Origin of the sequence: Paenibacillus sinopodophylli, from assembly GCF_005930355.1 — a bacterium.
GTDB classification, from domain to species: domain Bacteria; phylum Bacillota; class Bacilli; order Paenibacillales; family Paenibacillaceae; genus Pristimantibacillus; species Pristimantibacillus sinopodophylli.
Genome location: NZ_VDBO01000001.1, coordinates 1034820 through 1059730, shown reverse-complemented (window position 1 = coordinate 1059730; position 24911 = coordinate 1034820). Strand labels below are relative to the sequence as shown.

Annotated in this window: 29 protein-coding genes; all 29 read left to right on the top strand. The window is 43.7% G+C overall.

Annotation, left to right across the window (positions count from 1 at the left end):
* Positions 1–31: 31 nt before the first annotated feature.
* The 29 genes from hslV to FGT79_RS04560 all read left to right on the top strand — a co-directional run bounded on the left by hslV (position 32) and on the right by FGT79_RS04560 (position 24903).
* Positions 32–577, top strand: a complete 546-nt coding sequence (hslV, locus tag FGT79_RS04700) for an ATP-dependent protease subunit HslV (protein ID WP_138751597.1) — start codon at positions 32–34, stop codon at positions 575–577.
* Positions 578–654: 77 nt separating this feature from the next.
* The gene (gene hslU / locus FGT79_RS04695; RefSeq protein WP_138751596.1) at positions 655–2058 is read left to right on the top strand and encodes an ATP-dependent protease ATPase subunit HslU; all 1404 of its coding nucleotides are present in this window, start codon (positions 655–657) and stop codon (positions 2056–2058) included.
* Between the two features lie 27 nt (positions 2059–2085).
* Positions 2086–2856, top strand: coding sequence for a GTP-sensing pleiotropic transcriptional regulator CodY (gene codY / locus FGT79_RS04690; protein WP_138751595.1), 771 nt, complete (start codon positions 2086–2088; stop codon positions 2854–2856).
* Positions 2857–3072: 216 nt separating this feature from the next.
* Positions 3073–3480, top strand: coding sequence for a flagellar basal body rod protein FlgB (flgB, locus tag FGT79_RS04685; RefSeq protein WP_138751594.1), 408 nt, complete (start codon positions 3073–3075; stop codon positions 3478–3480).
* Between the two features lie 2 nt (positions 3481–3482).
* Positions 3483–3932 (top strand): flagellar basal body rod protein FlgC, encoded by a 450-nt coding sequence (gene flgC, locus FGT79_RS04680; RefSeq protein WP_138751593.1) that lies wholly within the window; start codon positions 3483–3485, stop codon positions 3930–3932.
* Positions 3933–3969: 37 nt separating this feature from the next.
* Positions 3970–4275 carry a flagellar hook-basal body complex protein FliE gene (gene fliE / locus FGT79_RS04675; protein ID WP_138751592.1) on the top strand — a complete coding sequence of 102 codons (306 nt, stop codon included), beginning with the start codon at positions 3970–3972 and terminating at the stop codon, positions 4273–4275.
* A 42-nt stretch (positions 4276–4317) separates the two neighbouring features.
* Complete coding sequence (gene fliF / locus FGT79_RS04670) at positions 4318–5889, top strand: flagellar basal-body MS-ring/collar protein FliF (protein ID WP_138751591.1); 1572 nt, start codon at positions 4318–4320, stop codon at positions 5887–5889.
* An 11-nt stretch (positions 5890–5900) separates the two neighbouring features.
* Complete coding sequence (gene fliG / locus FGT79_RS04665; RefSeq protein ID WP_138751590.1) at positions 5901–6914, top strand: flagellar motor switch protein FliG; 1014 nt, start codon at positions 5901–5903, stop codon at positions 6912–6914.
* Positions 6907–7746, top strand: coding sequence for a FliH/SctL family protein (locus FGT79_RS04660; RefSeq protein ID WP_138751589.1), 840 nt, complete (start codon positions 6907–6909; stop codon positions 7744–7746). The genes fliG and FGT79_RS04660 overlap by 8 nt, the downstream gene beginning before the upstream one ends.
* Positions 7733–9058 carry a flagellar protein export ATPase FliI gene (gene fliI, locus FGT79_RS04655; RefSeq protein ID WP_138751588.1) on the top strand — a complete coding sequence of 442 codons (1326 nt, stop codon included), beginning with the start codon at positions 7733–7735 and terminating at the stop codon, positions 9056–9058. The genes FGT79_RS04660 and fliI overlap by 14 nt, the downstream gene beginning before the upstream one ends.
* 8 nt (positions 9059–9066) lie before the next feature.
* A complete protein-coding gene (gene fliJ, locus FGT79_RS04650; RefSeq protein WP_138751587.1) occupies positions 9067–9513 on the top strand; it encodes a flagellar export protein FliJ in 447 nt (148 codons plus the stop codon).
* Positions 9514–9550: 37 nt separating this feature from the next.
* A complete protein-coding gene (locus FGT79_RS04645; RefSeq protein ID WP_138751586.1) occupies positions 9551–10456 on the top strand; it encodes a MotE family protein in 906 nt (301 codons plus the stop codon).
* 45 nt (positions 10457–10501) lie between these two features.
* On the top strand, positions 10502–11872 hold the full coding sequence (locus FGT79_RS04640; RefSeq protein WP_138751585.1) for a flagellar hook-length control protein FliK: 1371 nt from the start codon (positions 10502–10504) through the stop codon (positions 11870–11872).
* Between the two features lie 35 nt (positions 11873–11907).
* Positions 11908–12435, top strand: coding sequence for a flagellar hook capping FlgD N-terminal domain-containing protein (locus FGT79_RS04635; RefSeq protein ID WP_138751584.1), 528 nt, complete (start codon positions 11908–11910; stop codon positions 12433–12435).
* Complete coding sequence (locus tag FGT79_RS04630) at positions 12435–12812, top strand: TIGR02530 family flagellar biosynthesis protein (RefSeq protein WP_138751583.1); 378 nt, start codon at positions 12435–12437, stop codon at positions 12810–12812. Before FGT79_RS04635 ends, FGT79_RS04630 begins: the two co-directional genes overlap by 1 nt.
* Positions 12813–12932: 120 nt before the next feature.
* A complete protein-coding gene (gene flgG / locus FGT79_RS04625) occupies positions 12933–13751 on the top strand; it encodes a flagellar basal body rod protein FlgG (protein ID WP_138751582.1) in 819 nt (272 codons plus the stop codon).
* 57 nt (positions 13752–13808) lie between these two features.
* Positions 13809–14036: a flagellar FlbD family protein gene (locus FGT79_RS04620; protein WP_138751581.1), complete on the top strand. Its 228-nt coding sequence runs from the start codon at positions 13809–13811 to the stop codon at positions 14034–14036.
* Complete coding sequence (locus FGT79_RS04615) at positions 14033–14497, top strand: flagellar basal body-associated FliL family protein (RefSeq protein WP_138751580.1); 465 nt, start codon at positions 14033–14035, stop codon at positions 14495–14497. Before FGT79_RS04620 ends, FGT79_RS04615 begins: the two co-directional genes overlap by 4 nt.
* A 37-nt stretch (positions 14498–14534) precedes the next feature.
* The gene (gene fliM, locus FGT79_RS04610) at positions 14535–15536 is read left to right on the top strand and encodes a flagellar motor switch protein FliM (RefSeq protein WP_138751579.1); all 1002 of its coding nucleotides are present in this window, start codon (positions 14535–14537) and stop codon (positions 15534–15536) included.
* The gene (gene fliY / locus FGT79_RS04605; protein WP_138751578.1) at positions 15526–16785 is read left to right on the top strand and encodes a flagellar motor switch phosphatase FliY; all 1260 of its coding nucleotides are present in this window, start codon (positions 15526–15528) and stop codon (positions 16783–16785) included. The genes fliM and fliY overlap by 11 nt, the downstream gene beginning before the upstream one ends.
* A 20-nt stretch (positions 16786–16805) precedes the next feature.
* A complete protein-coding gene (locus tag FGT79_RS04600) occupies positions 16806–17168 on the top strand; it encodes a response regulator (protein ID WP_028611027.1) in 363 nt (120 codons plus the stop codon).
* A gap of 57 nt (positions 17169–17225) precedes the next feature.
* Positions 17226–17825 carry a flagellar biosynthetic protein FliO gene (locus FGT79_RS04595; protein WP_171056073.1) on the top strand — a complete coding sequence of 200 codons (600 nt, stop codon included), beginning with the start codon at positions 17226–17228 and terminating at the stop codon, positions 17823–17825.
* 37 nt (positions 17826–17862) lie between these two features.
* Positions 17863–18570, top strand: a complete 708-nt coding sequence (fliP, locus tag FGT79_RS04590) for a flagellar type III secretion system pore protein FliP (protein WP_246096306.1) — start codon at positions 17863–17865, stop codon at positions 18568–18570.
* 22 nt (positions 18571–18592) lie between these two features.
* Positions 18593–18862 (top strand): flagellar biosynthesis protein FliQ, encoded by a 270-nt coding sequence (gene fliQ, locus FGT79_RS04585; protein ID WP_138751576.1) that lies wholly within the window; start codon positions 18593–18595, stop codon positions 18860–18862.
* Positions 18863–18873: 11 nt separating this feature from the next.
* Positions 18874–19671, top strand: a complete 798-nt coding sequence (gene fliR, locus FGT79_RS04580) for a flagellar biosynthetic protein FliR (RefSeq protein WP_138751575.1) — start codon at positions 18874–18876, stop codon at positions 19669–19671.
* Positions 19672–19684: 13 nt separating this feature from the next.
* Positions 19685–20782 carry a flagellar biosynthesis protein FlhB gene (gene flhB / locus FGT79_RS04575; RefSeq protein WP_138751574.1) on the top strand — a complete coding sequence of 366 codons (1098 nt, stop codon included), beginning with the start codon at positions 19685–19687 and terminating at the stop codon, positions 20780–20782.
* Positions 20783–20804: 22 nt separating this feature from the next.
* A complete protein-coding gene (flhA, locus tag FGT79_RS04570) occupies positions 20805–22835 on the top strand; it encodes a flagellar biosynthesis protein FlhA (RefSeq protein ID WP_138751573.1) in 2031 nt (676 codons plus the stop codon).
* A complete protein-coding gene (flhF, locus tag FGT79_RS04565; protein ID WP_138751572.1) occupies positions 22832–24037 on the top strand; it encodes a flagellar biosynthesis GTPase FlhF in 1206 nt (401 codons plus the stop codon). Before flhA ends, flhF begins: the two co-directional genes overlap by 4 nt.
* A complete protein-coding gene (locus FGT79_RS04560) occupies positions 24034–24903 on the top strand; it encodes a MinD/ParA family protein (protein ID WP_138751571.1) in 870 nt (289 codons plus the stop codon). The genes flhF and FGT79_RS04560 overlap by 4 nt, the downstream gene beginning before the upstream one ends.
* The last annotated feature ends 8 nt before the right edge of the window (positions 24904–24911 follow it).

Sequence of the window (24911 nt, the reverse complement as noted above, 5' to 3'; positions counted from 1 at the left end):
TTCATATACGGAACTTTGAGGAGGCAATGCAATGGAAATGCAATTTCACGCTACTACGATTTGCGCCGTTCGCCATGAAGGCAAAGGGGCAATTGCTGGGGATGGTCAAGTCACATTCGGCAATAGCATGGTTATGAAAAACTCGGCCAAAAAAGTAAGAAGACTTTATCGTGGTCAAGTAATCGCAGGGTTTGCAGGCTCTGTTGCAGACGCAATTACCTTATTTGAGAAGTTCGAAGCGAAGCTAGAAGAGCATCACGGCAATTTGCAAAGATCAGCTGTTGAGCTGGCGAAGGAATGGCGCTCAGACCGCGTTCTTCGAAGACTTGAAGCGATGATGCTCGTAATGGACAAAACAGGCTTGCTCCTCATATCGGGGAATGGCGAGATTATTGAACCGGATGACGGTATATTGGCAATTGGTTCTGGCGGCAGCTTCGCCTTATCAGCTGCTCGTGCACTTCAACGGCATGCACCACAAATGAGTGCTAGTGATATTGCAAAGTCATCGCTTGAAATTGCAGCGGAGATTTGTGTATTCACGAATCACAACATCATTGTAGAAGAGATCGAGTAAACGCAATTCGTTTTCTGTATAGATGACCAAGCTTCGGAAAGCCATAGTGATGATCTAAAAATCGGAGGGATTTTATAATGGGAAATGATGCACTGACACCACGTCAGATTGTAGCGGAGCTTGATAAGTATATCGTTGGACAAAAGCCGGCGAAACGTTCAGTAGCCATAGCGCTGCGCAATCGTTACCGCAGAAGCTTGCTTGATGAGACGCTGCGCGATGAAATCGTTCCGAAAAATATTTTGATGATCGGACCAACCGGAGTAGGTAAAACAGAAATTGCACGGCGGCTGGCAAAGCTGGTTAAGGCACCTTTCGTTAAGCTTGAAGCTACGAAGTTTACCGAAGTAGGCTATGTAGGCAGGGATGTTGAATCAATGGTGCGTGATTTGGTGGAAACGGCGATTCGAATGGTCAAGACGGAGAAAACAGAAAAAGTAAAGGATCGGGCTGAGATGCTCGCTAATGAGCGTATCGTATCGTTGCTCGCTCCTTCTGCAGCGAAAGCCAAGTCCTCTAAAAATCCATTCGAAATGCTATTCGGTAACCAACAGCAATCGGATGATGAGCCTAAGGAAGAGCCAGAAATTGAGAACGCCCTTCATCAGAAACGCTCAAGTGTGAGAGAACAGCTTGCAGCAGGCAAGCTTGAGAATGAGGTAATCGAAATTGAAGTAGAGGACTCTTCTCCGAACATGATGGATATGCTCTCCGGTCAAGGTCCTGAAGGCATGGGAATGAATATGCAAGAGCTGTTCGGTCAACTCATGCCTAAGAAGCCCAAGAAGCGCAAGCTTCCTGTGAAGGAAGCACGGAAGGTGCTGACCCAGGAAGAAGCGAACAAGATCATTGATATGGACGATGTCATTACTGAATCCATTACAAGGGCGGAGCAATCCGGTATTATTTTCATAGATGAAATCGACAAAATTGCAAGCCCATCTCGCGGCTCTGGACCAGATGTATCGCGTGAGGGTGTGCAGCGTGATATTCTTCCTATTGTCGAAGGTTCAACCGTAATGACAAAGTATGGACCAGTTAAAACAGATTATGTGTTATTTATTGCTGCTGGCGCATTCCATGTGGCCAAACCTTCGGATTTGATCCCTGAGCTTCAAGGACGTTTTCCGATTCGGGTGGAGTTAACCAGCTTGAGCTTGGAGGATTTCGTTAGCATCCTTAAGGAACCGAAAAACGCATTGACCAAACAATATTCGGCTTTACTCGAGACTGAAGGGATTGAAATATCCTTCTCAGATGAGGCGATTCACGAGCTTGCTTCAATTGCAGCAGACGTAAACCGTAATACAGAAAACATTGGAGCTCGTCGTTTGCATACCATACTAGAGAAGCTGCTCGAGGATTTATCGTTTGAAGCGCCTGAGTTATCACTCGAGAAGATGACGATTACACCAGAATATGTGAGAGAAAAACTCGGAAGCATTGCACAAAATCGCGATTTGAGTCAATATATACTGTAGTTGCTATGAGTTTTGGGAGGCATTAGAATGACTTTACTTACAAAAACAAGAACGTTGAATCGATTGCTGCAGCGCGCGGCCGGCAAAGCGCTCAGCTTCCGAGAAATGGCGGAGGTGCTATGCACCACGATTCAGACGAACGTGTTCGTAGTCAGCCGTAGAGGAAAGATACTTGGCTGTTCAGCAGTGGACGCATACGATCATGATTTCATGCGTGCATTATCAGCAGAGGAGCTGCGGTTCCCTCAGGAGAGCAATGTTCGTTTTCTGGATATGCAGGAATCAATGACGAATGTGAAGCCGGATGCGGGGATTTACGAGACGTTCCCGCGTCTGGGTGATCAAGAAATTATGACGGTTGTACCTATAATTGGCGGAGGAGATCGTCTAGGAACGCTTGTGTTAACGCGTTTGTCAGGTGCATTCGATGATGATGACCTTATTCTAGCAGAATACGGTTCGACCATAGTTGGCATGGAGATTTTGCGTGAACGGACAGAGGAGATCGAGCAGGAGGTTCGCAGTCGTGCAGTCGTGGCGGTTGCTGTAGGATCATTGTCCTTTAGTGAGCTTGAGGCAGTTGAGCATATCTTTGAAGAGCTTGACGGCAAGGAAGGCTTACTTGTCGCTTCGAAAATTGCGGATCGAGTAGGGATTACAAGATCGGTTATCGTAAACGCATTAAGAAAGCTTGAAAGTGCCGGAGTGATCGAAACAAGGTCGTTAGGGATGAAAGGCACATATATCAAAATCCTAAATCATCAATTATTGCAAGAATTAGACAAAATGAAGTCATGAACATAGGTCAATACGATCAATTTAGCCCTATCTTATAAAAAAGATAGGGCTTTTTTCTTATTGTAATAAATTAGGAAATTGTTGAATATTATCATGTCGGCAAAAATCGACACTTCAATCTCATTTTTTTAATTTTTACTGTCGAACAAAGAAGGAATGAGCAGTAATCTGTTGAATAGGTAAAAGAGATCTCCTAGGTGAAAGTGGTGAAACTACGTGAATTTGTTGAATGGCGCTTCCTTTAAAAGAATGGAAGGCGCGCTTCAGGCATCAGAAATGCGGCAACGCGTCATTTCAAACAATGTGGCAAACGGTGATACGCCGCATTTCAAACGGTCAGAAGTTCTGTTTGAGGAGTTACTAGAGCAATCGATGGGCAATCAGCAATTGTCTGGTAAACGAACCGATCAAAGGCATATTGCGATTGGATCAGCTTCTTCTACTCTACCTGTACCCAAATTAATAACCGATGAAACAACTTCGATGAACAACAATGAAAATAATGTTGATATCGATCGAGAAATGTCTTTGCTGGCCAAAAATCAACTCAGCTATAATTTTTATGTCCAACAAATTAATCATGAGGTTAGAATGATGCGTACAGCAATTGAAGGGAGAGCTTAAAGATGAAGTTGTCAACAGGGTTTGATATAAGCGCCTCAGCATTGTCAGCGCAGCGTTTGCGAATGGATGTCATTTCATCTAACATAGCAAATGCTGAAACGACAAGGGGCAGTTTTGTTAACGGACAATTTCAGCCTTATAAGCGGAAGATGGTTGTTATGGAGCCGTTGCAGCAATCCTTTTCAAGTGTGCTTTCTCAGCAAATGAGTGGTAGTTCTAATTTACAAGGCGTTAAAGTTACAAGAATTAAGGAAGATCAATCGCCAAATAAGCTCATATATAATCCGACTCATCCTGACGCAGACGCTAATGGTTATGTAAATATGCCAAATGTCGATGTTACGAAAGAGATGGTCGATATGATAGCAGCGACTCGTTCATACGAAGCAAACGTAACTGCTCTGAATGCAACGAAATCGATGTTCGTGAAGGCACTTGAGATTGGCAAATAAATCGTACTACCATCTTTGAAGCATAGGAGGAATATTGATGATCCAATCGATGTCACTAGGCCCGGTTCAACCAGTCAAACTAATAGAAGCAAATCCCATCCAAGAAGCGACGCCGGCACAGCTGACACAATCTTTCGGCCAATATCTACAAACGGCTATTGAAAATGTAAGCAACCAAGAACAAAACGTCCATAAGCTTAATGATAAATACTTACTAGGCCAAGTAGATGTTACAAAGGTTCTTATCGCTACTGAGCAGGCGCAGCTGAGTTTACAGCTTACCTCACAAGTCCGCAACAAAGTGGTTGAAGCATATCAAGAAATCATGCGGATGCAAATCTAAACGTATTTTTGATCTAGCATAGTATTTGGGTGAGGTGACAACGTGAACGAGAGAATCGCCCAATATAGAGGAAGGCTCACTCAATTCTGGGGCCAAATGGGCAGAAAACAAAAAATTTGGTTGGGGGCTTCTATTAGTGGATTGTTGTTAGCAATAATATTGTTAACAATCGTATTTACGAGAACCGAATATGAAATTGCATTTCAAAATTTAGACACAACAGACGCCGCTGCAATTATGACTTACTTGGATGGGAGCGGGATCCCTTACGAGCTGAGCAATAACGGGAAGAGTATCTCAGTACCTAGCAAATCAGCTGCAAAAATTAAGGTCGCTGTTGGATCAGAAGGAATGGTTCAAAACGGGTCAATTGGTTTTGAAGCATTCACCTCCAGCTCGAGCCAATTTGGCACGACCGAAAATGAATTCAATGTCAAATATTTAAATGCACTAAATGGGGAAATTCAACAGCTGCTTAACGCAATGCAGGGAGTTGACAGCACGAAGGTGCTCGTGAATTTGCCTGAAGAAAGTGTGTTTCTCACACCTGAAGATGCAGAACAAGCTTCTGTTTCGGTCATGATGAAGTTTATGTCTGGATACCGTCCTAGTCAAAAGGAAATTGACGGCTATTACAATTTAGTGAAAACCGCTGTTCCAAAACTAGCAATCAAAGACATCACAATTATGAGCCCACAAGGAGAATTAACTTATTCTGAGGTTGATGGTGGACTTGCGAATAGCACGGATGCTGTAGATTCTCAATTCAGTATTCAAAGGAAGTATGAGACAGAGCTCAAAAATAACATCCAGAAGTTTCTAGGGCCTATTGTCGGAGCTGACAATCTAGTTATTCAAGTTTCAAGCAGCATGAACTTCGATAAAAAAACGTCGCAGGAAGCTGTAGTTGTACCTTTGGATAACAACGATAACAACGGAATTGTTGTGAGTGAAGAGATCACGAACAATACTTCAACTGGAAGTTCTGGGGACGCTGGCGGCGTTGCAGGTACCGGTGAAACAGATGTGCCTGGTTATGAAGCATCTACAACTGGCGAGAACTCATCGGAGTCAAATTCTCAAATCAGAAATTATGACTTTACGAGAATTAATAGCAATATCGTATCGGCACCTTTTGTGTTAAAAGACCTTTCTATTAGTATCGGCATCGAAGCAACACAAATTGAGGATGAAGCTACTAGAACGGCAATTATGGCTTCATTGACTGCACTGGTGCGCGCTCAGCTTGCTAATTCTGGTCAAGATCTTACGAATGATCAACTGATTGAGAAAAAAGTTTCACTTATCGCAAGTACTTTCTCAGGCAACACGTCGAACAATCAAACGAATCTATTGAGTACACCTTGGTTAATCGGAATCGGTGTTGCAGCGCTGGCTATCATCGGCGGGCTTATCTTCATTCTGGCGCGTAGACGTAAAAAGGCTGTAGAGGAAGAAGTTGAGTTGGCTGCTCCATCTAAATTGGAATATCCAACACTTGACTTGGAAAGTGTGAACAATGACAGTCAGGCTCGCAAAAATCTTGAAACACTTGCCAAAAAGAAACCGGATGAGTTCGTTAATCTTCTTCGTACATGGCTTGCGGATGAATAGAGGTGGTTCATATGTCAAAATCGATGCAGGGCTTGTCGGGTCGTCAAAAAGCGGCTATTTTACTAATTACCCTTGGACCTGAAGTATCCGCTCAAATCTTTAAGCACTTGCGCGATGAAGAAATTGAACAGCTAACGCTGGAGATTGCCAACGTCCGCAAAGTAGACAGCTCGGATCGTGAAACGATTCTTAGTGAGTTTCACCAAATATGTATGGCACAGGAATACATTACACAAGGTGGTATTTCTTATGCCAAGGATATTTTGGAGAAGGCACTCGGTGAACAAAAAGCACTTGAGGTCATAAATCGATTAACAGCTACACTGCAAGTTAGACCTTTTGACTTTGCTAGAAAAGCTGAGCCAACTCAAATTCTGAACTTTATTCAGAATGAGAATTCACAAACTATTGCGTTAGTATTGTCATATTTGCAATCAGAGCAATCATCACATATTCTTTCATCGCTTCCTCAGGAGAAGCAAGCCGAGGTGGCAAGAAGAATCGCTTTGATGGATAGTACATCTCCAGAGGTTATCTCTCAGGTTGAGCGTGTGCTAGAACAAAAACTTTCAGCTACGGTTACTCAGGATTACACAAATGCAGGCGGTATCGATTCTATCGTGCAAATTCTGAACGGCGTCGATCGCGGAACAGAGAGAACGATTCTGGATGCACTCGAAATTCAAGATCCAGAGTTGGCAGAAGAAATCAAAAAGCGGATGTTCGTATTCGAAGATATTGTCAACATCGACAACCGTTCAATCCAACGTATTATTCGCGATATCGAGAATGCAGATCTGCAGCTTGCTCTTAAAGTTGCGAGCGAAGAAGTGCGGGAAGCAATCTTCCGCAATATGTCAAAGCGTATGGCCGAGACTTTCAAGGAAGAAATGGAATTTATGGGTCCCGTGCGGTTGCGTGACGTGGAAGAAGCTCAAACTCGTATCGTAGCTACAATACGCAGATTAGAAGAGTCTGGTGAAATCATCATCGCTCGTGGCGGAGGAGACGATATCATTGTCTAATTTGATCAAATCATCGAGTGTGATTACTCTTGATCAATTGAAGCAGCTTGAATGGCTGCATCAGCGGAATTTTGAAATCGACGAAGCACTTGTTCAGGGAGAGAATATCGAGCCTGAGCCTGATGAAGAGACCATTACGTTGCGAGACCAAATCTTGAATGACGCTCAGCTGTATGCGGAAGAAAGATTGCAAGAGGCTGTGGCAGAGAGCGAAAGACTTCTCACTGAAACCGGGCAGCAAATTGAAGTATGGTGGCTTCAAAAACGAACAGAAGACGAAACGGCTTCTGAGCAATCCAGAAAAGCGGGATTTGAGCTCGGTTACGGCGAAGGTTCAGCACAATCTGAAGCTGAACTCAGAGGCGTATGGGAGCATAAGATTGCAGAAGCATCCGAGGTGCTTAAAACGGCATTTGACATGCGAGAACAAATCATCCAAGAGGCAGAGCCGTTTTTAGTTGAACTGAGCTGTGCAATTGCAGAGAAGATCATTGGGCAGCAGTTGACTTTAGCGCCTGACATGGCACTTGAGCTCATTCGCAAATCGTTGTCACGCAGGAGAGAACAAGGCGTCATTACTCTTTGTGTTGCTCCGAGTCAGCTTGCTTTCGTGCAAGCAGCAAGAGAAGAGCTTCACTTCGCAATTGATTCACAGGCTGAGCTGCAAATACTTCCAGATTCGACTGTGAAGGACAATGGATGTGTTATCCGCTCTTCATTCGGGAGCATTGATGCACGGATTGACACGCAGCTCTCTGAGATTAAGCGTGAGCTGATTCATCTTGCTCACCATAGCAGCGAAGAGAAAGGTCAAACCGATGATAGTGAATAATTTGGATGTTCTGAAATACATAGAGCATTTGCATCCGCTCGATCCTGTCAGAGTGAATGGGAAAGTGACACAGGTTATTGGACTTACAGTTGAATCAGAGGGCCCGGATGCTAGCATCGGAGATGTCTGTTTTATCTATCCGTCCAAAGGTGTAAAGCCGATCAAAGCGGAGGTCGTCGGCTTTCGGGAGAATAAGGTCATTCTGATGCCACTAGGTGATTTGCATGCGATTAGTCCAGGCTGTGATGTCGTTGGCACTGGAAAACCGCTTACCGTTCAAGTAGGCTCAGAGCTGCTTGGAAAAGTGCTTGATGGCTTAGGGAACCCACTCGACGGTTCATTCCTGCCTAGAAGAATGCCTCATTATTCCACACATAATGAGCCAAGCAATCCACTTAAACGACCAAGGGTAGTGGAACCGCTAGGTATTGGCGTTAGAGCGATTGATGGGCTGCTTACTGTTGGACGAGGCCAGCGTGTCGGTATATTTGCTGGATCCGGTGTTGGTAAAAGTACCCTGCTCGGTATGATTGCGCGTAACACCTCTGCGGATGTCAACGTCATTGCACTTATCGGTGAGCGTGGCCGTGAGGTTCTGGAGTTTATTGAGAAAGATCTCGGTCCAGAAGGCTTAGCACGATCTGTTGTCATCGTAGCCACATCTGATCAGCCGGCGCTTATTCGTATGAAAGGTGCTCTTATTGCAACATCCATTGCTGAGTATTTCAGGGATCGCGGCTTGAACGTTATGCTGATGATGGATTCGGTTACGCGTTATGCAATGGCTCTTCGTGAGGTGGGTCTTGCAATAGGCGAGCCTCCGGCTACTCGAGGTTATACGCCATCGGTTTTTGCTGCATTGCCGAAGCTGCTTGAGCGTGCTGGAACTGGACCAAGCGGTTCGATTACAGCCTTCTATACTGTACTGGTAGACGGTGATGATATGAATGAGCCAATCGCAGATGCTGTTCGGGGAATTCTGGATGGTCATATCGTATTAAGCCGTCAGCTCGCACATAAAGGTCATTTCCCTGCAATCGATATTCTCGCTTCTGTTAGTCGGGTTATGAAGGAAATCGTCACGGAAGAGCAACAGGATGCTGCGAACGAACTAAAAAAATTATTGGCTATTTATAGAGATTCGGAAGACTTGATCAATATTGGGGCGTACCAACGAGGTTCAAATGCAGAAATTGATACTGCCATGGAATTTATTGAGTCTATTCAGAGCTATACGAAGCAGAAAACCAATGAAAAGGTTAGCTTAGAGGAAGCGCAGACTCATTTAATTAATCATTTTCATAGGAGTTGAACCTTTAAATGGCATCGTTTCGGTATACATTTCAGAGGGTTGTCGATTTAAAGGGAAGTGAGAAGACTCAAGCAGAGTGGATTCTATCGGCTGCGATCGGCGCATTGGCTGCTGAAGAGCTGTCACTTGAGCAATTACGAGCTAAGCAGCAGGAATGGGAAATGAAATTACATGACGCTGCTCGTATTGCAGTCCCGCTTTCTGAATTGCAAGTCATTCAGCAATACTTGGATTTCTTGGTAACCTGTATTACGAACAAATTGAAAGACGTATTGCATGCACAAAAAGCGGTGGAGCAAAGCAGACTTAACCTTTCAGACAAAATGAAAGATGAAAAAGTGTGGCTTAAAGCAAAAGATCATGCGCGTGACCGATTCCAGTATGCACTTCAAATTAAAGAGCAGAACGAGCTGGATGAGATGGCAAGCGTCCGTTTCATGATACCAACCCCATAAAGTGATGCGTCATACCGGCTAGAGGGAGTGAGTGGAATTGGCGGGTACGGATAATGAGAAGCAAGGCTACAGCACGCTTGAAAGAATGATGTTTTTTATGACGCCGGTTTTATTTGCAATTGTACTCATTGGCGTATTGTTTACATTGTTCAACAATGACTTCCGTAATAAGATGTTAACGGCTGGAAACTCAATTCCTATATTAAAAGACGTATTGCCGGAACCAAAGGTTGCAGGCGGTACAATTAACGATGATGAATTGAAAGCTTCGAACATGTCTGCTAAAATTGCAGATTTGCAAGCTCAATTAACTACGATTGAAAATGAATTGGCTTCGGCTAATCAAGCAAAGACAACACTTGAGCAGGAAGTCAAAGATTTGGAAGTCGACAATACGCAGCTCAAAAGTTCGAATGAAGCTGATGCGCTTGATGACGAGCAGTATCAGGCTAAGATTAAAGAGCTTGCAAGCATGATTGCCAAAATAACACCAAGCAAGGCTGCTCCGATTATTCAAAGCATGACGCTTGATGAAATGGTGTTAGTATTTGCGAATATGCGCGCGGAAGACCGTGTCCGTATCATGGAGAAAATGAATCCGCAGACAGCGGCAAATGTAGCGATGAAGCTCAAGGATAATGTTAGTGCGAAGGATCTGCAGATTGCTGCCCTTCAAGCAAGACTAGAATCCGAGAAAACGACAACTGCCAAGCCTGCTTCATCTGTTCTGGATCAAGACCAGCTGAGTGCAACCTTTACAGCGATGGATGCCAAAAGCGCCGGCGAGCTGCTGATCAAAATGGTAGATGTCAGTGCAAGTAAAGTACTTCGCATTCTTAATGCGGTCGACAATGAAACCAGATCTGCGATTATCTCTGAAATGTCTGGCATTAATGAACAGGTAACCGCACAGCTTGTCACGAAGCTAATGTCTGGAAGCTAGCCTCTTTTGGATTAGGAGTTTATTATCAGAAAGGAGGTGAAAACAATGGAAATGGCAATATCACAAACCGCAGCTGTACAGCCGCAAGCGCAAGTAGTTTCGCAAGCACAAGCAAGCAAATCCACACAAGGCGCTGGTTTTCAGAAGACGCTGGTACAGCAAATCAACAGTGAGTCTACAAGTAGTTCAGGCCAAGCACAGGCAGCACCACTGGTTGCCCCTGTGAACAAGGCTGCAGTGATTGAGGGAGAAGTAGGAGCAGTAGCACCTTCACTAACAGATCTTATGTTGATCATTGATGAATTGCTGAACAAACTGGATACATTGGAGACGGATGAGGCTGATGTAACGGTCGAAGATGAAGAGCAATTGCAGCAATTAACGGACTTGCTTGATCAAATGAATGCTTTGCTTGCTTTGCTCGGATTACCGCTTCCGGTGATGAGCCAAGTAACGAGTGAAGAACAATTGGGAGAGTCAGGCTTTGCAATCACGCAGCTATCGAATCAATCGGGCGTTGTTAAAAGTAAACTTCAAGATACACTTGTTCAGATGCAAATTATGTTGAATCAAGGTTCTTTGAAGCTTATTGGACAGCAAGAGCCGTCAACAATGATTGCACAACAGCTACAAGCGTTAACAGCGATTCTGGAAGGCGAGCCGGTGGATACGACGAAATCACAAACGAAATCGACGGCCTTTGCACAACAACTTTTTTCCGCACAAGCAGCACCGCAAGCTGATTCAGGAACAATGCTGCAACGTTTATCACAGCAGACAGCTCATCCAGCCTTTTTGACAACAGTCGCGCAAGCGATGGGTCAAAGCGTTGATTCAGATGTTGTAGTTTCTGACTTTGATGTTAATCAACCCGTTCATCTGAACACGACTCATTCGGAAACGACGCGAAGCTTAGCGCCTTTAGTTGCTAACGCCACTGCTACGACTTCTTTCGTAGTAGCAGAACAATTCGCGCAATCAATGACTGGAATGATCGTTCAGAAATTTGATTTAACGACTGTCAATGGCATTTCAGAAGCTAAGATCATGCTTTTCCCAGAGCATTTGGGACAGGTTGATGTACGCATAACGATGCAAAACGGATTATTGACGGCTATTTTCCAGACAGATACCGCTATGGCCAAAGATATGCTTGACAATCAAATGGCGCAATTGCGTTCGGCACTTCAAGCACAGGGACTAATGGTTGATAAACTAGAAGTTTCGCAAGGTCAATCTGCTACGCAGCTGTCTCAGCAGCAACAAGGACAAGGAAGCAGTCAGCAGCAAGCTTCGAATCGTCAAAACTTTAGTCATGATGAGGCTGCAAATGAAGGTCAATTCGAGACAGAGATGGTTCAGCAAGCTACAATCCAAGGTCTTGGTTTCGGAAGAGGCATTAATGTGAAAGCATAACGATGTTCAAGTACCGTCCAATTGAACGGAGGTGATTGGAAATGACAGATAGCGTTTCAACTCGCGCCGTTTGGCCAAATTACAGCCAAGCAAATGTACAAGCTGCTGCCAACAAAAAAAGCTCTGATACGTTAGGTAAAGATCAGTTTTTAAGTATTCTGGTCACACAGCTAAGGAATCAAGATCCGATGCAGCCGTTGCAGGACAAGGACTTTATTGCGCAGATGGCACAATTTACTTCTGTCGAACAACTCATGAATATGTCAACGGAGCTTTCCTTAATGCGTCAGAACATCGGTTCAGCGTCAAGCTTAATCGGTAAATCGATTGAATGGAACGAATATAACGATGCTGGTGAGGTTCAAACCGTTAAAGGTGTAGTTGATTCCATTATTTCGAAGGATGGTATTCTTTATGCGAGAGTTGGCGGAGCTGAGGTTGCACTTGATTATGTAACTTCGATTTCGGAAACGAAAAGCAGTGAAGAATCTACGAACAGTGAAAGCGGAGCTAGCAGCGATTCTTCTGAATCAGTGAATGCTGAGGAAGGAGCTGGTAGCTGATGAATGACGGCGTCAAAATCGGCCATATTTTCCCAGTGAAGACCACACCTCTTCAAGCGAGCAAAACGGCATCCAGTCGTAGTCAGCAGTCGACAGATTTCCAAGATATGCTGAATGCCAAAGTGCTTAAATTCAGCCATCATGCTGAGGTGCGAATGCAGCAGAGGGGCATTAACTTGCAGCCTGAGTCACTGACCAAAATTATGAATGCGGTAGAAGAAGCAGCCTCCAAAGGTGCACAGGATTCCTTAATTGTATTTCGTGATATTGCAATGATCGTAAACGTGCCAAGTCGCACAGTTGTTACTGCAATGGATGGCGGACAAATGAAGAGCAATGTATTCACTCAGATCGATAGTGCTATTATTTTATCGTAAACAGGCTGGACCTATCAGGAAGCCTCAAGCTGTGGACCGATTGAAGCAGCTGAAATGATAGTGCATACATCTTTTTCAAGTAAGAGGATTTCAATCCATATTCCAGGAGGAATAACTAACATGCTAAGATCGATGTATTCGGGCGTTTCCGGTATGCGTGGCTTTCAAACAAAACTTGATGTAATTGGTAACAATATCGCGAACGTAAATACGGTTGGTTTCAAAGCAGGCCGAGTAATGTTCAAAGATATTCTAAGCCAAACAGTTGCTGGAGTCACAGCACCAGAAGAAGGCGTCCGAGGCGGTGTCAATGCCAAACAAATCGGCTTAGGTGTATCCATCGGTTCAATCGATACGGTACATACAGCGGGAAGTGCCATGACAACAAACCAAGCAACGGATCTTCGTATTGATGGAGATGGATTCTTTGTTGTCAGAGCAAGCGACGATTCCGAAATGCTGCTTACGCGTGCCGGAAACTTCACACTTGATGCCAATAGACAGTTGGTTACGGCAGACGGCTACTTTGTTCTCAGCGTCGATCAGGAGCCAATCGTGCTTGATGAAGCCATTACTGCGTTCTCTATTGGTCAAGATGGTACGATTATGGGTGTTACTGCTGATGGTACTGAAGCTGTTGCACAGCTTGGAGTAGCAAAAGTAGTCAATCCGAGTGGTTTAGAGAAACTTGGCGGCAATATGTACCGCGTAACGGCGAATGCTAACCCTGACGCTTCGATTGAGGATTTCATCACATTCGCAGGCGATCCGGAGATTGGTACAGGAGCTATTATTGCTGGGCAGCTTGAAATGTCCAACGTAGATCTAACAGCTGAATTCACTGAAATGATTGTGGCTCAGCGTGGTTTCCAAGCGAACTCGCGAATCATCACAACTTCAGATGAGATTCTGCAAGAGGTTGTAAACTTAAAACGATAGGTAATTCATAACGAGCGGGAGGCTTAGTGCCTCCCCTAGGTGTGAGGGGGGTAACTAATGATTACCGTAACGCGTTTAAATGGAACCAAAGTAACAATAAATGCCTTACTAATTGAAGTGATTGAAGAAGCAGCAGACACGGTTGTAACACTTACAACTGGTAAGAAATTAGTCGTTACGGAGAAAACAGCGGAGATACTGTTGCTTAATCAACATTACCTTAGCACAATTGGCCTCATTGCGGCGGCCCAAAAGAGTGAGCAAACGGAGGGTCCCTCATCATGAAAAAAATGCTTCCTTGGTTAATTACCATTCTGCTTTCTATCACATTGATAGCGGTTGTTGCTATCATATTATTTAAATCATTTTTTGCAGATCCAAAAGAACAGGCTACAGAAACAAAAACGATTGAGGTTAAGGTTTTATCCGCAGACGAGCGGGTTGAAGTTACTTCAGAATTAAAAGATTTCAGAAGAAATCTTAAAGATCCAGAATATGTTGTAGTGCTTAGCTTTGCATTCCAGCTAGATGGGAAGAAAGCAAAGGAAGAGTTCGATAAGATTATGGAAATTGAAGTAAGGCCTATTATTAATCGGGCTTTGGCTGATATGACCGCTGATGATCTGAAAGGCTCTCAAGGAGAAGATGCGCTTGAATCTAAGCTGCTGAATCTCATTACACCAATCGTGCCGAAAGGGAAATTGGTTAAAGTAGAAATCACAAACTTTATTATTACTGAAATTTAACTGACTACGCAGACATTCCTCGAAGGAGGTGAGATATTTGGTTGATGTTCTATCGCAAAATGAAATAGATGCGCTGTTAGCAGCTTTAGATTCCGGCGAAATGGACGCAGAAGATCTGAAAAAAGAAGAGACAACACGCAAAGTCAGCTTATACGATTTCAAGCGTGCCGTTCGTTTCTCTAAGGATCATATTAGAAGCTTAACAAGGATTCATGAGAACTTCGCGCGATATTTGACAACCTATTTCTCAGCGCAACTTCGCACATTTGTTCAAATCAATGTCGTGCAAGTCGAACAATTGCCGTATGATGAATTCATTCGTTCGATTCCTAAGATGACGATTTTGAATATATTTGAAGCGGAGCCGCTCGAAGGACGAATGGTGCTGGAGGTTCATCCGAACGTAGCTTACGCAATGCTCGATCGCATGCTTGGCGGACAGGGGGTAGCACCCTCCAAAATCAACAATTTAACGGAGATTGAGACCATTATCATGGAACGGATCTTCAGTAGAACGTTTGAAAGTCTGCAAGAAGCATGGAAAACGATTATCGACATTTCGCCAAGGCTTGAAGCACTGGAGACAAATCCGCAGTTTATGCAGATAGTTTCTCCGAATGAAACGATAGCGCTAATATCCTTCAGTACCAAGATTGGCGATACGACAGGCATGATTAATCTCTGTATCCCCCATGTTGTTATTGAACCGATTATGTCAAGGTTATCCGTTCACCATTGGTTTGTTTCTCAGAAGAAGGCTCGGGCACCAGAGGAAGTCGAGATTCTCGAGCAGCGTGTTAATAAAGCTAAGCTGCCTATCGTTGCTGAGCTTGGTGAATCCTCACTTACGATTAAAGAGTTCTTAGGTCTGAACATCGGTGATGTCATATCACTGAATAAGTCAGTAGATGACGGTCTGAGCATTAAAGTAGGGGACAAGCTGAAGTTTATCGGAAGTCCTGGCTCAGTGAAGGGTCGGATAGCTGTTCAAGTAGATGAGATTGTCGTTGAGGGAGTGGAAGAAGATTATGACGAGTAAGGACTATTTGTCACAAGAGGAAATTGATGCGTTGCTCCGTCAGTCCTCCAATGATCCGGAAGCTGAGCAGTCTTCTGAGGTCGGTGCACAGCTTTCGGATTTCTTATCTGAAATGGAACAATCTGCACTTGGCGAGATAGGAAACATTACATTCGGCAGTGCAGCAACAGCGTTATCCACCTTGCTGGGCAAGAAAGTGGATATAACGACTCCACAAGTAACGATTGTGAGAAAAGATGAGCTGGCTGATATTTTCCCTAAACCGCATGTTGCTGTTAGTGTGCAATATGTGGATGGGTTTCAAGGCATTAACTCCTTGGTTATTAAAACAAAGGATGCTCAAATTATCGCGGATCTGATGCTTGGTGGTGAAGGTAACAATATTACCGTTGAAGAGCTTAATGAAATTCATATCAGTGCTGTGCAAGAAGCGATGAATCAAATGATGGGATCCTCGGCTACATCGATGTCGACGATTTTTAATCGGTTTGTTAATATCTCGCCTCCTGGCATTGATATTCTGGATGTGAACAATGGCGATGGGATGGAGCACTTGCCGCCTGTTGATCTGTTTATTAAAATTTCATTCCGTTTAACGATTGGTGATCTCATTGATTCTACTATTATGCAGTTGCTTCCAATACCGTTTGCGAAACAAATGGTTGATATTCTAATGGGTGTGGTTGATGAACCGGCAGTTGTAGCAGCACCAGCAGCTGTAGCTGCGCCGCCAGTTGCGCAGCAGCAAGCAATGATGCAGGAAACGGCAGCAACTGCGCATATGAACGCTGCGCCGCCGCAAATGCATGCAGCACCGCCTATGCAACAGCAAATGGCTCCTACACAGTACCAAACGCCTGCAGCGGGCTATGATATGTCAATGCAGCCGCCAGGGCCGCATACATATGGTCATGCTGCTAATCGAAACGTAAATGTACAGCCCGTCCAATTTGCTAATTTTGGCAATGCGCCATATATTCAGCCAGATGAGACAAACCTCAATTTACTTCTCGACATACCGCTAAAGGTCACTGTAGAATTAGGAAGGACCCAAAAGCAGATAAAAGATATTTTGGAGCTGTCGCAAGGTTCTATTATTGAGCTGGACAAGCTAGCTGGTGAACCAGTGGACATCTTGGTAAACAACAAGTTGATCGCTAAAGGCGAGGTTGTTGTTATCGATGAAAACTTTGGTGTGCGAGTAACGGATATCGTAAGCCAATGGGACCGCATTCAAAAATTACAATAGCATCCTAGGAGGATAAAAAGATGGCAAACCGCATTCTTATCGTAGACGACGCAGCTTTCATGCGCATGATGATTCGTGACATTTTATCAAAGAACGGCTACGAAGTCGTCGGTGAAGCCCAAGATGGCGCTCAGGCGGTTGAGAAGTACAAGGAGTTAAAACCCGATCTAACAACAATGGATATTACGATGCCTGAAATGGACGGAATTTCCGCACTTAAAGAAATTAAAAAGCTCGATGGCAATGCAAAAGTAATTATGTGTTCAGCAATGGGTCAGCAAGCAATGGTTATTGATGCGATTCAAGCAGGCGCAAAGGACTTCATCGTCAAACCGTTTCAAGCTGATCGCGTAATTGAAGCGATTAAGAAAACACTCGGATAACGGTTAGATATTATGCTTAACTTAACTTCGCGCATTTCAATGGTGTCTGCTCTTGGGATGGCGATATGGCCTCGATTTGCGGCTGCTGCTGCCTTAGACGGCAGCAGCGCAAACAATGACGAGCAAATCGTGTTTACGGGATCTAATCATCTCGCAGGCAGTCTAGTATGGGTTATCGTGTCGCTAGCTATCGTTATCGTATTAATTATTTTTGTAATCAAATTTCTGTCTCAGCGCAACCGCATGTGGGGAACGAACCGATCGCTTCGTTCGCTCGGCGGCATTGCGCTCGGACAAAACAATTCTTTGCAAGTAGTCGAAATTGCTGGACGGATTTACATAGTTGGTGTAGGCGACAGTATTACACTTATTGATAAGGTTGACGATCCTGAGCAGGTTAGTGCAGTAATTGCTGCATTAGAGCGACAGAAGGATGCTGGATGGAGCAATGACCTTGTAGGGCAAGTCATTAGCAAGCTCAAAAACCGCAATCAAAAGAATGAATCAGAGCCAATAAACGAGCAATGGAACAAAACGTCCTCTTTTCAAGATTTATTGCAAAACAAACTTAGTCAGCAAGCTGATCGTAAACAGCAATTGGAATCGCTATTGCATGACTCAAAATCAAATGAACGGTTGATGGATGATGAAAAATAAGTGGTGGATATCAATCGTCGCTGTACAGCTGCTTGCGATGTTCGTTCATAATCAAGCATTTGCAGAGCCGTTACCCGATATATCCATCAATATTGGTGACGGGAATGGTGAAACACCCGATACAAGCGCATTATCCATTCTTCTTCTGATTACAGTGCTAAGCGTTGCTCCGGCTATCATGGTGATGATGACAAGCTTTACAAGAATTGTAATCGTACTGGGTTTTGTTAGAACTTCACTGGGTACACAGCAAATGCCGCCAAACCAGGTGCTTATCGGATTGGCGATGTTTTTAACTTTTTTCATAATGGCTCCAACTTTCTCACAAGTGAATGAGGTTGCACTTCAGCCTTATTTGAAAGGTGAGATTACACAAACGGAAGCCTTTAAAGAAGCTTCTGTGCCGATGAAAAAGTTTATGTTCTCGCATACGCGCGAGAAGGATCTTATGCTGTTCATGAATTATACAAAAACCGAGAAGCCTGCTTCATTCGAAGAGATTCCCATTACCGTATTAATACCAGCGTATGCGATAAGCGAATTGAAAACAGCGTTCCAAATGGGCTTTATGATATTCATTCCGTTCCTGGTCATTGACATGATCGTAGCCAGTACCTTGATGGCGATGGGGATGATGATGCTACCGCCGGTTATGATATCTCTGCCTTTCAAATTATTGCTTTTCGTACTAGTAGATGGCTGGTACTTGATCGTTAAATCATTATTGTTCAGCTTTAACTCGTGATAGCAGCAGGGAGGGACGTTCGATGAGTACTGATTTCATTATCGGGTTAGCCGGAGAGGCTGTATTCGTGGTTTTGAAAGCCAGTGCGCCAATGCTCGTTCTTGCTTTGGTCGTAGGTCTAATCGTAAGTATTTTTCAAGCTACAACTCAGATTCAAGAGCAGACGCTCGCATTTGTTCCGAAAATTGTAGCTGTTTTTGTTTCCATCATCATTTTTGGTCCATGGATTCTAAATACGGTTGTCGATTTCACATACAATCTGCTGAATAATCTTCATAATTACATCGGTTAGGTTGTGAGTGAATGAACGCGATCGTACAAGGTTTTCCTATTTTTTTGTTAATCTTTTGTCGAATTACTGCGTTTTTCGTCGTCGCGCCTGTCTTTTCTTCGCGAGGTGTGCCGAATGTTTTCAAAATAGGACTCGGTTTTTTCATTTCATTTATCGTTTTCCTAACGTATGGAATGAAACAATCGATTGTGCCTGATGCAGAATATGTACTCATTCTGTTTCGTGAAATTTTGACTGGTGTGTTAATGGGGTATGTGGTTTATTTATTTTTCACAGTGGTTCAAACGGCCGGAGCTTTCATGGATTTGCAGGTTGGATTCGCAATGGCTAACATTGTTGATCCTCATACAGGTACATCTGCACCGCTGCTTGGCTATTTTAAGTACATGCTGCTTATCACTATTTTCCTCATGATGAACGGTCACCATTTCTTGCTGACAGCACTTATGGACAGTTATCAATGGATGCCCTTGGATAATGAATTGTTCAGTCGATTCATGAGCGGCAGCGTTACGGACTACTTGAGCCGGGCAGTCGGCAATACCTTCTTACTTGCCATACAAGTAGCATCACCGCTTATCGTGGCTATGTTTCTAACAGATGTTGGGCTAGGCTTCTTAACGAAAACGGCACCGCAGTTCAACGTTTTTGTCATTGGAATTCCACTCAAGCTGATCATTGGCTTGTTTTTGATAGTGCTGTTAATGCCATCTCTGACAGCGATATTCGAAACCTTATTCTCAATTATGTTCGATTCATTAGAGCAATTATTCGGTGTCGTACAAGGACCGCCGTCTGAAGGGCAATAGGAGGGATGCTTCTGTGCGAAATTACCGTCTAGAGCTTGATCTCCAGCTTTTCAGTCAGGAAAAGACAGAACAGGCCACACCTAAGAAAAAAAGCGAAGCAAGAAAAAAAGGCCAAGTTGCCAAATCATCTGATTTGGCTGGTTCCTTAATATTGATGTTTGTGTTTATGGGTTTTATGATGCTGGGCGGTTATTTCAAAGAGCATATTATGATGTTGTTTGGGAATTTATTTGAAAATTGGATCACGATGGACATTACTACAGGCAATGTAATGACGTTATTTAATGAAATAGCGATCGAGTTGCTGCTCATTTTGATGCCAATATTTGCTATTACAGTGGTGATAGGCATTATGGGAAATGTTATACAGTTTGGATTTTTATTGACTGGTGAGCCACTAAAAATGCAGCTTAACAAAGTCAATCCGATTAACGGCTTTAAACAAATTTTTTCAGCTAAAACGTTAGTTGAGTTTTTGAAAAGTATACTGAAGCTGCTTATTATAGGCGTACTCGTATTTATGGCTATCTCCAAAGAATGGGAACGAATACTGTTGCTTGCAAGTCTACCGATTCAACAAATATTTACCTTTACTGCGGGATTGACTTTAAAGCTTGGGATTGAGATTGGAGCAGTATTGACTGCTCTCGCATTGGCTGATTATTTCTATCAGCGATATGAACATAGTAAAAGTTTGAAAATGTCCAAACAGGATATTAAGGATGAGCATAAAAAATCTGAAGGTGACCCGTTAATTAAAGGTAGAATTCGTGAGCGTCAAAGAAGGATGGCGTTTCAACGAATGATGCAGGAAGTACCTAATGCGGATGTCATCATTACCAACCCGACTCACTTTGCTATTGCATTGAAATATGATGCATCTAAGATGGAGGCTCCAAAGATCATTGCAAAAGGTATGGATCACGTAGCACTTCGAATTAGGGAGATAGCTAAAGAAAACGGCGTTGTTATGATGGAAAATAAACCACTTGCCAGGGCGCTATACGAACGAGCTGAAATAGGGGATGTTATTCCTCCAGATTTGTTCCAAGCTGTGGCTGAGGTGCTAGCATATGTATATAAAATGAAAGGGCGAGTAAAATCATCTTAACACTACGGGAGGAGACGGCGTCATGAAAGCAAGGGACTTTGTAGTACTATTTGGCGTAATTGGTATTGTACTCATGATGATAATCCCGATCCCAGTCCTACTACTTGATATACTCATTATTCTAAACATTTCTATTGCCTTGATGATTTTGCTGATTGCGATGAATACAAAGGAAGCATTGGATTTCTCCATCTTCCCTGCAATTCTATTAATTACTACCCTATTCCGTCTTGCTCTAAACGTTTCTACTACTAGAAATATATTATCCCATGCAGAGGCTGGGGAAGTAGTCGCAACGTTCGGAAGCTGGGTTGGCGGAGGACAGATTGCGATAGGGTTTATCGTCTTTCTTATCCTGGTTGTCGTTCAATTTATTGTTATTACAAAAGGTTCAGAGCGTGTAGCAGAGGTAGCGGCAAGATTTACACTCGACGCGATGCCTGGTAAACAAATGAGTATTGATGCAGATTTAAACGCTGGTTTGATCAATGAGCAGCAGGCCAGAACACGCCGTTCCAAAATCGAAAGAGAAGCTGATTTCTACGGAGCTATGGATGGTGCGAGCAAATTCGTAAAAGGGGATGCCATTGCTTCCATCATCATTCTTGTAATCAACCTTGTCGGTGGATTTATTATTGGTATGGCGATTCACGATTTAAGCTTTGGTGAGTCGTTGTCTACTTTCTCCATACTGACTATTGGTGACGGACTTGTGAGCCAGATCCCTGCCCTTCTTATTTCAACCGCTGCAGGCCTTATCGTTACTAGAGCAGCATCAGATGGCAACTTGGCAGAGGATGTAACCAATCAGCTGTTCAAATATCCGAAGTTGTTGTTTATAGCAGCTGGAACCATTGGCTTGCTCGGCCTTACGCCGATTGGTCCGATTAGGACTTGGCCATTTGCTATTATGCTTGCGGTTGGCGGCTGGTATATGCAGAAAGCGATCAACAAGCAGCACGAACAAGAGGAGATGCTCGTTGAAGAACAGCAGATTGAAGAGGTTCGGAGCCCAGAGAGCGTCATAAGTTTATTGCAAGTAGATCCTATTGAGTTTGAGTTCGGGTATGGTCTTATCCCGCTGGCAGATACCCAGCAGGGCGGAGATTTACTGGATCGGATTATTATGATACGGAGGCAGTGTGCATTAGAGCTTGGACTTGTCGTACCGGTCATTCGAATTCGGGATAACATTCAATTAAAACCAAATGAATATGTGATCAAAATCAAAGGAAATACGGTTGCTCGCGGCGATTTGTTGCTGAATCACTATTTGGCAATGAGCCCTGGTTTCGAAGATGAGTCCGTTATTGGAATTGAAACGATGGAGCCTGCGTTCGGATTGCCTGCCATATGGATTGATGAGCCGATGAAGGAGAGAGCAGAACTTTCCGGCTATACCGTTGTTGACCCACCTTCTGTTGTTGCAACACATCTTACAGAAGTGATTAAGCGTCATGCACATGAGCTTATTGGGCGCCAAGAAACGAAGCAACTGGTTGAGAACGTGAAAGAATCATATCCAGCACTTATCGACGAGCTTATTCCTTCTATTCTAACCATAGGTGAAGTCCAGAAGGTTTTGTCAAAGCTATTGCGTGAAAAAGTATCGATTCGCGATCTGGTAACGATTTTTGAAGCATTGGCTGACCATGGAAATTATACGAAGGATCCCGATATTTTGACAGAATATGTCAGACAGTCTTTATCTAGACAAATTACGCAGCAATTCTCTTCGGGAAGTGATACGCTAAGAGTAATTACAGTTGGGCCTCAGCTTGAGAAAAAAATTGCAGAGTCCGTTCAGCAATCTGATCAAGGCAGCTACATTGCTCTAGACCCTGTGTCCACACAACAGATTTATCAGAAGCTGAATGAGCACGTCAATCGTCAGATTCAGTCCGGACAGCAGCCTGTTGTACTCGCATCACCTACCATTCGGATGTATTTGAGGCAGATTGTAGAGAGAACGATGCAGGACGTACCGGTGCTTTCTTATAGTGAGCTTGAACCTAATATTGAGGTTCAAAGCGTCGGGGTGGTGAATTTATGAGAGTAAAGCGATACGTTGTGAATGCATTGCCTGAGGCTGTGTCGTTAATCAGAAGCGAGCTTGGCAAAGATGCCGTTATTCTGAACACGAAGGAAATCAAGGTCGGCGGATTTATGGGCATGTTTCGCAAAAAAAAGATGGAAGTCATTGCTGCCATTGAAACGAACCAAGCGAATGCACCTGTTCAACCACAGCGTGCAGTGAATTCACAGGTGGATGCTGCAGTTGAGCAGATCCTGCAGACGGTACAGCGAACGACGGCAACAGCAGTCATGGACCCGCCGCAGCCGACAGCTGTAGATAAGGAAAAGCTGCGTAATGAACGAGAACAATTTATTATTGATGAAATAAGAGATTTAAGAGAGTATATGGTTACTCTTACAAAGAAGCAAAAACAAGACTCAGGGATGACGGAGCATTTGCTCGCATTGAAAGAACATCTCACTGAACAGGAAATGGACATGCAGTGGATTGAACGCTTGCTTCAAGAACTCCTAGACAAACAAGAGGAGGAAGGAATTTCCTTTAATGAAGAGCAGGTTTGGGAGAGGGCCTTTATTCAACTGGAAGCATGGCTAAAGCCCTATAGTGGCAGCGGAATTAGCAATCATGTGAAGGTTGTACATTTCGTAGGACCTACAGGAGTCGGAAAAACAACAACGATTGCGAAGCTCGCAGCTGAGCAGACCATAAAGCATGGTAAAAAAGTTGGCTTCATTACATCCGATACTTATCGAATCGCCGCTGTGGATCAGCTTCGAACATATGCGAATATTTTGAACGTTCCGTTAGAGGTCGTTTTCTCACAAATGGATTTACCGCGTGCCTTCAAACAGCTTGAAGAGCGTGAACTCATTTATATGGATACAGCAGGCAGAAACTTCCGAAGTGAGCTGCATGTGTCCGAGGTGAATAGCTTGCTTCAAACGACTGAGCCAAGTGAAACGGTACTAGTGTTAAGCATGACAGGAAAAACACGTGATATGGCTGCTGTTGCTGATCATTTCTGCAAGTACGGCGTTCAGAAGGTGCTTTTCACTAAACTTGATGAGACATCGGTATATGGTGCAATCTTTAACCTTATTATGAATTTCGAACTGCTGCCAACTTATATGGCAAGCGGCCAAACTGTTCCCGATGATATTGAAAGCTTTAAGGTTGAATCTTATATTCGTCAGCTTCTAAGGAGTAATGCTTCATGATGGACCAAGCTGAAGCATTGCGTAATTTGGTTAAGCGGCAAGAGGATCAAACCGATGCGCTTACAACTCGGGTAGTAACGGTTACTAGTGGGAAAGGCGGTGTAGGGAAGTCGAATTTCAGCCTGAACTTCGCATTGTCTCTGCAGCGCTTGGGCAAGAAAGTACTTGTGTTTGATGCTGACATTGGTATGGCTAATATTGATGTGCTGATGGGTGTAACATCAACTTATAACTTATATCATCTGCTCAAGCAAGAAAAGACGATCTGGGAAATTGTACAGGAAGGGCCGGAAGGTCTTCATTTTATTGCAGGCGGTTCTGGTTTTCGCGACTTGATGGATTTGTCCACCGAGCAGTTGGATCGGTTCGCGGATGAAATTAGTAAGCTTCACGGCAGATATGACGTAATACTATTCGATACTGGGGCAGGATTATCGAAGGAAACGGTTAAGTTCATAACGGCTGCACAAGAAACAATTGTCGTTACGACTCCAGAACCGACATCGATTACAGATGCCTATGCTTTAATTAAGATGGTGAAAGGCATGGAAGTGGATGTTCACTTCAAATTAATCGTCAACCGAGCTTCTGATGCGAAGGAAGGGAAGCAAACCGCTGATAAAATCAGTATGGTATCACAGCGGTTTCTACAGTCTGAGCTTCCTCATCTCGGTATATTGCCTGATGATCCTAACGTATCAAAAGCGGTAAAACGTCAAGTGCCATTCACAGTTGCATATCCCGGAACTGAAGCTTCAATTGCTATTGAACGAATCGCAAAACGATTTCTTGAACTACCACAAACTGGAGCAGTTAGCGGCGGTGTCAAAGGATTTTTGCACAAAATGTTCAGACTCTCAAGATAATCCTTTGG